This is a genomic window from Streptomyces sp. NPDC012827, assembly GCF_042900905.1.
GTDB classification, from domain to species: domain Bacteria; phylum Actinomycetota; class Actinomycetes; order Streptomycetales; family Streptomycetaceae; genus Streptomyces; species Streptomyces gulbargensis.
In genome coordinates, this window is the sequence record NZ_JBIBBY010000002.1 from 203,259 (window position 1) to 215,381 (window position 12,123).

Genomic DNA, 12,123 nt, shown 5'->3' on the forward strand with positions numbered 1-12,123 from the left:
CACCCCTTCGGAGGAGGCTCGCGGCACGTCACCGCCCACACAGCCATTCGGGGCGCTCCCCGCTCGCAGTAGGCTTCGGCGCGAGAGCCGGAGCCCCTGAACCGATGGGGACACACCTGCCGAGGAGCGCCCCGCATGAGCCTGACCCTGAGGACCATCAGCCGAGAGCAGCATCTGGCGTACATCCAGAGCCAGCCCGCGGCGAGCCACTGCCAGGTCCCGGCGTGGGCGGACGTGAAGACCGAGTGGCGCTCGGAGAACCTCGGTTGGTTCGACAGGAACGGCGAGCTCGTCGGCGCCGGACTGGTGCTCTACCGTCAGCTCCCCAAGCTCAAGCGCTACCTGGCGTACCTGCCCGAGGGCCCCGTCATCAACTGGTACGCGCCCAACCTCGACGAGTGGCTCCAGCCGATGCTGGCCCACCTCAAGCAGCAGGGCGCCTTCTCGGTGAAGATGGGCCCGCCGGTCGTCATCCGCCGCTGGGACGCCGCCGCCATCAAGTCCGGCATCCAGGACCCGGACGTCAAGCGCCTCAAGGACGTGCAGGCCACCGAGGTCGTGCCGCAGGCCTTCGAGGTCGCCGACCGGCTGCGCCGGATGGGCTGGCAGCAGGGCGAGGACGGCGGCGCCGGCTTCGGCGACGTCCAGCCCCGCTACGTCTTCCAGGTCCCGCTCGCGAACCGTTCCCTGGACGATGTCCTCAAGGGCTTCAACCAGCTGTGGCGCCGCAACATCAAGAAGGCCGAGAAGGCCGGCGTCGAGGTCGTCCAGGGCGGTTACGAGGACCTGGCCGAGTGGCAGCGCCTGTACGAGATCACGGCCGTCCGCGACCGCTTCCGGCCGCGCCCGCTCTCGTACTTCCAGCGCATGTGGACCGTCCTCAACAACGAGGACCCCAACCGCATGCGGCTCTACTTCGCCCGCCACAACGGCGTGAACCTGTCCGCCGCGACCATGCTCGTCGTCGGCGGCCACGTCTGGTACTCCTACGGCGCCTCGGACAACATCGGCCGCGAGGTCCGGCCCTCGAACGCGATGCAGTGGCGGATGCTGCGCGACGCCTACGCGATGGGCGCCACCGTCTACGACCTGCGGGGCATCTCGGACTCGCTCGACGAGACCGACCACCTCTTCGGGCTCATCCAGTTCAAGGTGGGCACCGGCGGAGAGGCCGTCGAGTACGTCGGCGAGTGGGACTTCCCGCTCAACAAGCTGCTGCACAAGGCGCTCGACATCTACATGTCCCGCCGCTGACCCCGTCCGGCGCGGCACGGCCCCGTGTCGCGCCGCCGGACGTTTCGTACTCTCGTACACACCTGTGATCCACCGCTGCCGTCAGAAAGGTTCCGGGCCGGCCATGGCGCTCTCCCTCTACGTCGACACCGCGCGCTGGCGGGCGCACCAGAAGACGGTCATCGACCAGTTCCCCGGTCTGATCCCGGTCTGCAAGGGCAACGGCTACGGCTTCGGGCACGAACGGCTCGCCGACGAGGCGGCCCGGTTCGGCGCCGACATGCTCGCGGTCGGCACCACCTACGAGGCCGCGAAGATCAAGGACTGGTTCAGCGGTGACCTGCTGGTCCTCACGCCGTTCCGGCGGGGCGAGGAACCGGTTCCGCTGCCCGACCGGGTGGTCCGCTCCGTCTCCTCCGTCGACGGGGTGCACGCCCTCGTCGGGGCCCGGGTCGTCATCGAGTGCATGAGCTCGATGAAGCGCCACGGCGTCCGCGAGGAGGAGCTCCCGATGCTCCACTCGGCCATCGAGGACGTGCGCCTGGAGGGCTTCGCCCTGCACCTGCCGCTCGACCGGCCGGACGGCACCGACGCGGTCGAGGAGGTCATCGGCTGGATGGACCGCCTGCGCGCGGCCCGGCTGCCCCTGCACACCCTGTTCGTGAGCCATCTGCGCGCCGAGGAGCAGGCCCGGCTCCAGCAGCAGTTCCCGCAGACCCGCTTCCGCGCCCGGATCGGCACCCGGCTCTGGCTCGGCGACCACGAGGCGACGGAGTACCGGGGTTCGGTCCTGGACGTGACCCGTGTCTCCAAGGGGGACCGCTTCGGCTACCGCCAGCAGAAGGCGGCCTCGGACGGCTGGCTCGTGGTCGTCGCCGGCGGCACCTCGCACGGCGTGGGCCTGGAGGCTCCGAAGGCCATGCACGGCGTGATGCCGCGTGCCAAGGGCGTGGCCCGGGCCGGTCTCGCGACCGTCAACCGGAACCTCTCGCCGTTCGTGTGGGCGGGCAAGCAGCGCTGGTTCGCCGAGCCGCCGCACATGCAGGTGTCGATCCTGTTCGTGCCCGCCGACGCGCAGGAGCCGCGGGTCGGCGACGAGCTCGTGGCGCATCTGCGCCACACCACGACGCAGTTCGACCGTCTCGTGGAGCGCTGAGCCACCGGCCTCCCGCCCCGCGCGGTCACGGGTGAGGGCCCCGGCTCGTCGAAGCCGGGGCCCCCACCCGTTCGTACGTCATCGGCGCGGGCCGCCGCGGTACGTCATCCCCGCGGGCCGCCGCTGCCAGGGGCCCCGGCGCTCCCCGACGTGCCCCACTCCACCCGCGGCCACTCGGGGGCCCGCGGCGGCACCGCCTGCCGCGCCAGGTGCGCGGCCCTGCCCGCCACGAAGACGTCCTCGGCCCCGTCCAGGACACCTCCCGAGGGGTCGTCGGCGCCGTCCTGCCGCACGGGGTCCCGCTCGGGCGTCAGGATGTCCCGTACGACCATGACGCACAGGTACAGCGTCCCGAGCAGATGCAGCACGATCGCGAACTGGTAGCCGTCCACCGGCAGGCCCTGTTTGTTGCCGCTCGCCGTGAAGGCGAGGTACATCCAGACGCCCAGGAAGTACATGACCTCGCAGGCCTGCCAGACCAGGAAGTCACGCCAGCGCGGCCGGGCGAGCACGGCCAGCGGCACGAGCCACAGGACGTACTGCGGCGAGTACACCTTGTTGGTCAGGACGAACGCGGCGACGATCAGGAACGCGAGCTGGACGAAGCGGGGGCGCCGGGGCGCCGTGAACGTCAGCATCGCGAGGGCCGCCACCGCCACCACCATCAGCAGCAGCGCGTACAGATTGGCCCGCTCGGGGCTGATCGCGGCACCGGTGCGCTGGCTGACGAGCAGCCAGACGGAGCCGAAGTCGACGTTCCGGTCCCGGCTGAAGAGGTAGAACTGCTTCCAGCCCTCCGGAGCGAGGATCATCACGGGCAGGTTCACGACCAGCCAGGCCCCGGCCGCGCCGAGCACCGCCGTCCCGTACCGCCGCCATTTCCCGGCCCGCCAGCAGAGCAACAGCAGGGGGATGAGCAGCAGGATCGGGTAGAACTTGGAGGCCGTGGCCAGGCCGAGCAGGATGCCGAAGGCCAGCGGCCGGCCACGTGACCACATCAGGACGGCGGCCGCGGTGAGCGCGACGGCCAGGATGTCCCAGTTGATCGTGGCCGTGAGCGCGATCGAGGGGGCCAGCGCGACGAGCAGCCCGTCCCAGGGCCGGTGGCGGTGCGTCCGGGCCACACAGACGGCGAGAACGGCCGCGCAGGCCATCAGCATGCCGGCGTTGACCATCCAGAACGCCTGCTCCTGCTCCCGCATGGGGCCGCCGCCGGGCGTCAGCCAGGCCGCGACCTCCATGAAGAGGCCGGTGAGGACGGGGTACTCCAGGAACGGCACACCGCCGCTCAGCCGGTCGAAGTACGGCACCAGGCCCGCCGCGAAGCCGCGTCCCTCGTAGAGGTGCGGGATGTCGGAGTAGCAGGCGTGGGTGTACTGGGAGGTGAGGCCCTCGAACCAGGCCCAGTTGTAGCAGGGCAGTTTCTGCACCATGCCGAGCGCGAACATCCCGATCGCCACGAGGGCGATCACCCGCACCGGCGTGAGCGGTCCGGTCCCGGTCAGCGCGCGACGGCCGAACGGGCCGCCGATCAGCTGGCTGCCCGCGGCGGCCACCGGGTCCCGGTGGGTGGGGACGACCACGGGCGAGCGCCCCTGGGACCGGTCCCGTGGGGCGCGCGTCTTCTGGAGGCTCGGCATGGGGGACATCCTGCCGTACGCCCCCGGGAAAGCGGTGAGGGCCGCCGCGGCCGGACCGTACATGGGGTACGGACCGGCGCGGCGGCCCTCATGGCCTGGGCGCTCCTAGGGGAACCAGGTGCCGTCGTCGGGTTTGCCGTTGTCGCCCCCGGGACCGCCGGAACCGCCACCGCCACCGCCCGTCGGCGAGTCGGTCGGACCGGGTTCCGTGGTCGGCGTCGCCGGCGGAGTCGTCGTCGGCTGGCCCGTGGTGCCACCGGGGTCGTCCGGGTTGTTGCAGTCCCGGTCCCAGATGCTGCACGTCTCCGTCTTCGTCGGCTTCGGCGACTTGGAAGGCGTCGTCGGCGGAGTCGTCGTCGGCGGGGCCGTCGTGGTCGGGGGAGTCGTGGTCGGCGTGGCGGACTCGGTGGGCTTCTCCGTGACCGTCGGGGTCGGCGCCGGGCTGGTCGCGCCGCCGCCGAAGACCGACTTGGCGTCCTCCAGCTTCTCCGGCGCGGGGAAGGCCTTGAACTCGTACGACTTGACGGCCTCGGTCATGTAGTCCTGCCAGATCCGCGACGGGAACGACGAACCGTGGATCTTCGGCTGGTCACCCGTGCCGAACATCTCCAGGAACTCGCGCTTCTTCTGCGTCTCGTCGTCGGAGAAGCGGTACATGTCGATGGCGGTCGACAGCTGTGGCGTGTAGCCCACGAACCAGGCCGACTTGTTGCCGTCGGTCGTACCCGTCTTGCCGGCCACCTGGCGGCCGGGGACCTTGGCCTTGCGGCCGGTGCCGTACGGCGACTCCACCACGTCACGCAGCACGTCGGTGACGTTGCTGCTGATGGCGGAGGTGAAGGCCTGCTGCGGCTCGGGCTTGTGCTTGTGGATGGTCTGGCCGCCGCGCTTCACCTCGGTGACGGAGTACGGCTCGTTCTGCACGCCCTGGTTGGCGAAGGTCGCGTACGCCCCGGCCATGCGGATGGCGCTCGGGCTGGAGATGCCGAGGGAGAAGGACGGCACCTCGCCCTTGACGAGCGATTCGGGCCGCAGACCGGCCTTGATCGCGGCGTCCCGGACCTGGTCGATGCCGACGTCCATGCCGAGCTGCACGTACGGCGAGTTGGCCGAGCGGATCATCGCCTCGCGGAGGGTGATGTTGCCGTAGCTCTTGTTGTCATCGTTCGTCTGCAGCCACTCCTCACCCTTCTCGTTGTGCCAGATCTCACCGTTGTACCTGCGGACCTTGAGCTCGTTCCTGCCCGAGTAGCGGCTCTTGTCGGGGTCGACGATGGTGCGCTCGTCGGCGCCCTGAACGGGCCCGAGCTCCGGGTTGCGGACGCCGTCCTTCATGGCGGCGGCGAGGACGAAGGGCTTGAAGGTCGATCCCACCTGGGCGCCGGTGTTGTCGGCGTTGTTGGTGTAGTGCTTGGTGTAGTCGGTGCCACCGTAGAGGGCGACGATCGCGCCCGTCGCGGCGTCGACCGAGGCGCCGCCGAACTGGACGTGGGTGTCGGTCTTCGGACGCTTCTCGGGGTCGATGTACTCGTCGTAGATCTTCTTGATCGACTTCTCGAGCGCCTCGACCTTCGACTTATCGAAGGTGGTACGGATCTCGTAGCCGCCGCGCTCCAGCTCCTGCTCGGTGATGCCGAACTTGTTGCGGACGTTTGCCTTGGCCGTGCTGACGAGGTAGCCGATCTGGCCGCTCATGTTGGCGGCCGGCTTGAGCTTCTCGACGTCGGGGAAGGTCGGGTACTTCGCGCGCTCCTCCGGCTTGAGCTTGCCGTCCTTGACCATCTCGTCGAGGATCCAGTTCCACCGCTTGGTGGCGCGGGCCCTGTTCTTCTCGGCCGTGGCCTCCGGGTCGATCTCCGGGTAGCCGGCCGGGTCGTAGTACGTCGCGCCCTTGAGGACGGCGGCGAGCAGCGCGGACTGGCTGACGTTGAGATCCTGGGCGTCCACGTTGAAGTACGCACGGGCGGCGGCCTGGATGCCGTAGGCACCGCGCCCGTAGTACGCGGTGTTCAGGTACCCGGCCATGATCTGCTCTTTGCCCAGCTGGTCGTCGACCTTCATGGAGATGAAGAGTTCCTTCACCTTCCGGGTGACCGTCTGGGACTGGTCGTCGAGCCGGTTGTTCTTCACGTACTGCTGGGTGATGGTCGAGCCGCCCTGGGTCTCACCGCCCTTGGCCATGTTCCACACGGCGCGGCCGATGCCCATGGGGTCGATGCCGGAGTCCTTCCAGAACGTCTTGTTCTCGGCCGAGACCACGGCGTCCTGCATGTGCTTCGGGATCTTCTCGAACCCGACGATCTGCCGGTTCTGACCGCTGCCCGTGGCGACCATGCGCTCGCCGTTGGCCCAGTAGAAGATGTTGTTCTGCGAGGTCGCGGTCTCCGCCTCGTCGGGGATGCCGACCTTGGAGTACGCGAGGGCCGCCGCGCCCATCAGGCTCGCCATGAAGAACAGGAACGTGCCCGTCACGAACTTCCAGGACGGCACCCAGCGACGCCAGCCGTACTTGTCGTGACGCGGGTAGTCGATCAGCCGCTTCTTGCCCGGCGGACGGCCGCCGCGGCCCCGCCCCGGCCCTCCGTTGTGGCCGCCGCCACCGCCGCCACCACGCCGTCCGCCACCGGCACCTCCGGCTCCACCGTGGCCGTGCTCGGCCGCGCGGCGGCGACCGCCGCGCTGGGCGGCGCGCCGGGCCTCGGCGCGGCCACCGTAGGGGCGCTCCTCCCCGTACGAGGAGGGCGGCCCGTACGAGGCCGAAGGGGCCTCCATACCGGTGTCATGGGCCGGGGCCGGCCGGCGGCCCATCGGCTGCTGTGCGGCGCGCCGTGCCGCCGCGCGACCGCCCGTCGGCGGCTGCTGCGGCGGCATTTTGCGACGATGCTCGCTCATCGAACGACTACTCCTCGGGCAGGCGCGTAGGCCTGGAAGCGGCAGTTGAGTTCCGGTCCCCCCGAAATGCGTACGGTCTGGACCCCATCGGAGGTCCCTCCGTACCGCAGCCGGTCACCCGCTGCACTGACGCCCCAGCGCGTCGCTTGGTTCCCGGTGGTCTGCATGCGGGACAGACTACGCACGGCCAAAAACCCCCTAGGGCCGAACTTCACCCCAAATCAGGCAAGTCGCCTGCTGTGAATTGATGATGTGACGCCGGTCACGGGACCCCCACTTGTCGCCGGTCAGCGGTCGTTCTATCGTCGAGATGTATCGAGTCGATACATCAGTACGACATAAGCGTCCCGGGGTGGAGGAGGAGGCGAGCGGATGAGCAGGCGATCGGGCATCCTCGAGTTCGCCGTTCTCGGCCTCCTGCGCGAGGCCCCGATGCACGGGTACGAGCTGCGCAAGCGGCTCAACACGTCGCTCGGCATCTTCCGCGCCTTCAGCTACGGGACGCTGTACCCCTGCCTCAAGACGCTGGTCTCAAACGGCTGGTTGATCGAGGAGCCGGGCAGCGCCCCCGAGGAGGCGCTCGCCGCCTCGCTGGCGGGGCGCCGCGCGAAGATCGTCTACCGGCTGACACCGGAGGGGAAGGAGCACTTCGAGGAGCTCCTCTCCCACACCGGGCCCGATGCCTGGGAGGACGAACACTTCGCCGCCCGCTTCGCCTTCTTCGGTCAGACCGAGCGCGAGGTGCGGATGCGGGTACTGGAGGGCCGCCGCAGCCGGCTGGAGGAGCGCCTGGAGAAGATGCGCGCCTCACTGGCCAGGACGCGGGAGCGGCTCGACGACTACACGCTTGAGCTGCAGCGCCACGGTATGGAGTCCGTGGAGCGCGAGGTGCGCTGGCTGAACGAGCTCATCGAGAGCGAGCGGGCAGGGCGGGATCAGCGATCCGGCACCGTTGCCCCCGCTCGGCACGACAACGATTCCGAAGAAGCGGGCGGCCTGCCCCGGCACGGGGGCAGTACCCGGCCGGATCCGTCCGATGACACCACCAAGTGAATCCCCGCCCTCAGCGGGGATTCCACGAATACACAGGGAGCAACCGGAAATGGGTTCGGTTCGCGTAGCCATCGTCGGCGTGGGCAACTGTGCCGCGTCGCTGGTCCAGGGCGTCGAGTACTACAAGGACGCCGACCCGGCGGCCAAGGTCCCCGGCCTGATGCACGTGCAGTTCGGCGACTACCACGTGCGTGACGTCGAGTTCGTCGCCGCGTTCGACGCGGACGCGAAGAAGGTGGGCCTTGACCTCGCCGACGCCATCGGCGCCAGCGAGAACAACACCATCAAGATCTGCGACGTGCCCGCCACCGGCGTCACCGTCCAGCGCGGCCACACCCTCGACGGTCTGGGCAAGTACTACCGCGAGACCATCGAGGAGTCCGCCGAGGCCCCGGTCGACATCGTCCAGGTCCTCAAGGACAAGCAGGTCGACGTCCTCGTCTGCTACCTGCCGGTCGGCTCCGAGGACGCGGCGAAGTTCTACGCCCAGTGCGCCATCGACGCCAAGGTCGCCTTCGTCAACGCCCTCCCGGTCTTCATCGCCGGCACCAAGGAGTGGGCGGACAAGTTCACCGAGGCCGGTGTCCCGATCGTCGGTGACGACATCAAGTCCCAGGTCGGCGCCACCATCACGCACCGCGTCATGGCGAAGCTGTTCGAGGACCGCGGCGTCATCCTGGACCGCACGATGCAGCTGAACGTCGGCGGCAACATGGACTTCAAGAACATGCTCGAGCGCGAGCGCCTGGAGTCCAAGAAGATCTCCAAGACGCAGGCCGTCACCTCGCAGATCCCCGACCGGGAGCTCGGCGAGAAGAACGTCCACATCGGCCCCTCCGACTACGTGGCCTGGCTGGACGACCGCAAGTGGGCGTACGTCCGTCTCGAGGGCCGCGCCTTCGGTGACGTTCCGCTGAACCTGGAGTACAAGCTCGAGGTGTGGGACTCCCCGAACTCGGCGGGCGTCATCATCGACGCCGTGCGTGCCGCGAAGATCGCCAAGGACCGCGGCATCGGCGGCCCGATCCTCTCCGCGTCGAGCTACTTCATGAAGTCCCCGCCGGTCCAGTACTTCGACGACGAGGCCCGCGAGAACGTCGAGAAGTTCATCAAGGGTGAGGTCGAGCGCTAGGAACCAGCCGGTTCCGCCGTCTCCGCACGAGGGTCCCCGAGGCACTGCCCGGGGGCCCTCGTCGTATGTGAGTCTTGCTGCCATGTCCGTCGTACGTGATCTGCGCGTACTGCTGCGCCTGCGCGACTTCCGCCGCCTGCTGACCGTCCGGCTCCTGTCCCAGTCCGCCGACGGCGTCTACCAGGTGGCGCTGGCCACGTACGTCGTCTTCTCCCCCGAGAAGCAGACCTCGCCCGGTGCCATCGCCTCGGCCATGGCGGTCCTGCTGCTGCCGTACTCCGTCGTCGGTCCCTTCGCCGGAGTCCTCCTCGACCGCTGGCAGCGACGGCAGGTCCTCCTGTACGGGAACCTGCTGCGCGCCCTCCTCGCCTGCGGGACCGCCGTCCTGATCCTCGCCGCCGTCCCCGACTGGCTGTTCTACGTCTCGGCTCTCTCGGTCACGGCTGTCAACCGGTTCGTTCTCGCGGGCCTCTCCGCCGCCCTCCCACGAGTCGTCGACGAGGAGCGGCTGGTCGTGGCCAACTCGCTCTCCCCCACCGCCGGCACCCTGGCCGCCACTCTCGGCGGCGGTCTGGCTCTGGGCATCCGGCTGCTCGCCGGCGGGTCCGACGCCGCGGTGGTGGCCTTCGGGGCCCTCCTCTACCTCTGCTCCGCGTTCGCGTCCCTGCGCATGCCCCACGAACTTCTCGGTCCGGATCCGGGTCTCGCGCCGCCCCGGCTCTCCTCGGCCCTCGCCTCCACCACGCGCGGCCTCGCCGCCGGGCTGCGCCACCTCGCCGAGCGACGGCCCGCCGCGCGGGCGCTGCTCACCATCGGGCTGATGCGCTTCTGCTACGGCGCCCTCCTCGTGACCGTCCTCATGCTCTGCCGGTACGCGTGGAGCTCCACCGAGGAGGAAGGGCTGGGGCTCCTCGGGCTCGCGGTCGCCCTCTCCGCAGCCGGCTTCTTCGCGGCCGCCGTCCTCTCCCCGGGGGCGGTGGGGCGGCTCGGCCCCTTCGGCTGGATGGCCGCGTGCGCGGGGACGGCCGCCGTTCTGGTCCCGTTCCTCGGCCTGACCTTCGCTCCCGCTCCGTTCCTGGTCGCGGCCTTCGCTCTCGGCCTCGTCACACAGGGCGCGAAGATCGCGACGGACACGGTGGTGCAGACGGCCGTGGACGACTCCTACCGGGGACGGGTCTTCGCCCTCTACGACGTGTTGTTCAACATGGCCTTCGTCGGCGCGGCGGGGGTGTCGGCGCTGATGCTTCCCACCGACGGACGTTCCACGCTGCTGGTCGGTCTCGTGGCCGTGCTCTACGCGGTGATCGCTCTCACCTTGGTCCGGAAACGCACGGAGGGGTGAGGGTCCGGAGACGCACGGAGGGGTGACGTTTCACGTGAAACGTCACCCCTCTCCGGTCAGCGCCACCGGGCGGCCCCAGTGATCAGGTCGCATGTTTCACGTGAAACAGACCGTTTCACGTGAAACGCCGGTGCTCCCCGCCACCCCACTCAGTCGCGGGCGGCCCACCACTCCTTGAGCGCCGTCACGGCCGCGTCGTGGTCCATCGGGCCGTTCTCCAGCCGCAGCTCCAGGAGGAACTTGTAGGCCTGGCCCACGGCAGGGCCCGGCCGGATGCCGAGGATCTCCTGGATCTGGTTGCCGTCGAGGTCGGGCCGGATCGCTTCCAGCTCCTCCTGTTCCTGGAGCTGCGCGATGCGCTCCTCCAGGCCGTCGTAGGCGCGGGAGAGGGCGCTCGCCTTGCGCTTGTTGCGCGTGGTGCAGTCCGAGCGGGTGAGCTTGTGGAGCCGGGTGAGCAGGGGGCCGGCGTCCCGCACGTACCGGCGCACGGCCGAGTCGGTCCACTCGCCGGTCCCGTACCCGTGGAAGCGCAGGTGCAGCTCCACGAGACGCGAGACGTCCTTGATCATCTCGTTGGAGTACTTGAGTGCGGTCATGCGCTTCTTGGTCATCTTGGCGCCGACCACCTCGTGGTGGTGGAAGGAGACCCGGCCGTCCTTCTCGAAACGGCGGGTGCGCGGCTTGCCGATGTCGTGGAGCAGGGCGGCGAGGCGCAGCACCAGGTCCGGGCCGTCCTCCTCCAGGTCGATCGCCTGGTCGAGCACCGTCAGGGAGTGCTCGTACACGTCCTTGTGCCGGTGGTGCTCGTCGCTCTCCAGGCGCAGTGCCGGCAGTTCCGGCAGGACGTGGTCGGCGAGGCCGGTCTCCACGAGGAGCCCGAGGCCCTTGCGGGGGTGGGCGGAGAGCAGCAGCTTGTTGAGTTCGTCGCGGACCCGCTCGGCGGAGACGATCTCGATCCGGCCGGACATCTCCTTCATCGCCGTGACGACCTCGGGAGCGACCTCGAAGTCCAGCTGAGCGGCGAAGCGCGCCGCCCGCATCATGCGCAGCGGGTCGTCGGAGAAGGACTCCTCGGGGGTGCCGGGGGTGCGGAGCACCCGGGCCGCGAGGTCCTCGAGACCACCGTACGGGTCGATGAACTCCTTCTCGGGGAGGGCGACCGCCATGGCGTTGACGGTGAAGTCACGCCGGACCAGGTCCTCGTCGATGGAGTCGCCGTACGAGACCTCCGGCTTGCGCGAGGTCCGGTCGTAGGCCTCGGAGCGGTAGGTGGTGACCTCCACCTGGTAGCCCGCCTTCTGGCAGCCGACCGTTCCGAAGGCGATGCCGACCTCCCACACGGCGTCCGCCCACGGACGGACGATCTTCAGCACGTCCTCGGGGCGGGCGTCGGTGGTGAAGTCCAGGTCGTTGCCGAGCCGGCCGAGCAGTGCGTCCCGTACCGAGCCGCCGACCAGCGCGAGGCTGAACCCGGCCTCCTGGAAGCGGCGGGCGAGATCGTCGGCGACAGGGGACACGCGCAGCAGTTCGCTGACCGCGCGGCGTTGCACCTGGCTCAGTGCAGTCGGGGTGTCTTCGTTGGCGTTCGGCACAACAGAAAAGGGTACGTGCCCCGGGTCCGGGCGACGCCCCGGTTTTCTCCCGCCGACCCGCGCGCTCCCGCTCATCGGCTGGA

At 69.7% G+C, this 12,123-nt stretch carries 8 protein-coding genes; 5 read left to right on the forward strand and 3 right to left on the reverse strand.

The features are described 5' to 3' along the window. The first annotated feature begins 135 nt into the window (after nucleotides 1-135). Entirely contained in the window at nucleotides 136-1,254 is a 1,119-nt protein-coding gene (locus ACFY60_RS04345) for a lipid II:glycine glycyltransferase FemX (RefSeq protein WP_388609898.1), read from the forward strand. Nucleotides 1,255-1,357: 103 nt separating this feature from the next. Further along, on the forward strand, nucleotides 1,358-2,389 hold the full coding sequence (locus ACFY60_RS04350) for an alanine racemase (protein WP_388609896.1): 1,032 nt from the start codon (nucleotides 1,358-1,360) through the stop codon (nucleotides 2,387-2,389). Between the two features lie 104 nt (nucleotides 2,390-2,493). Here ACFY60_RS04350 and ACFY60_RS04355 read toward each other — a convergent pair whose 3' ends face one another. Next, a complete protein-coding gene (locus ACFY60_RS04355) occupies nucleotides 2,494-4,038 on the reverse strand; it encodes a glycosyltransferase family 87 protein (RefSeq protein WP_388609895.1) in 1,545 nt (514 codons plus the stop codon). Between the two features lie 96 nt (nucleotides 4,039-4,134). Then, nucleotides 4,135-6,921: a transglycosylase domain-containing protein gene (locus ACFY60_RS04360; protein ID WP_388609892.1), complete on the reverse strand. Its 2,787-nt coding sequence runs from the start codon at nucleotides 6,919-6,921 to the stop codon at nucleotides 4,135-4,137. A gap of 372 nt (nucleotides 6,922-7,293) precedes the next feature. Between ACFY60_RS04360 and ACFY60_RS04365 the strand changes: the two genes are divergently transcribed. The 3 genes from ACFY60_RS04365 (at nucleotide 7,294) to ACFY60_RS04375 (ending at nucleotide 10,448) form a co-directional block, all read left to right on the forward strand. Continuing rightward, entirely contained in the window at nucleotides 7,294-7,974 is a 681-nt protein-coding gene (locus ACFY60_RS04365; protein ID WP_388609891.1) for a helix-turn-helix transcriptional regulator, read from the forward strand. A gap of 49 nt (nucleotides 7,975-8,023) precedes the next feature. Next, nucleotides 8,024-9,106 carry an inositol-3-phosphate synthase gene (locus tag ACFY60_RS04370; RefSeq protein WP_388609889.1) on the forward strand — a complete coding sequence of 361 codons (1,083 nt, stop codon included), beginning with the start codon at nucleotides 8,024-8,026 and terminating at the stop codon, nucleotides 9,104-9,106. 82 nt (nucleotides 9,107-9,188) lie between these two features. Further along, entirely contained in the window at nucleotides 9,189-10,448 is a 1,260-nt protein-coding gene (locus ACFY60_RS04375; RefSeq protein ID WP_388609887.1) for an MFS transporter, read from the forward strand. Nucleotides 10,449-10,597: 149 nt separating this feature from the next. Here ACFY60_RS04375 and ACFY60_RS04380 read toward each other — a convergent pair whose 3' ends face one another. Then, complete coding sequence (locus tag ACFY60_RS04380; protein ID WP_388609886.1) at nucleotides 10,598-12,040, reverse strand: CCA tRNA nucleotidyltransferase; 1,443 nt, start codon at nucleotides 12,038-12,040, stop codon at nucleotides 10,598-10,600. Nucleotides 12,041-12,123 lie beyond the last annotated feature (83 nt).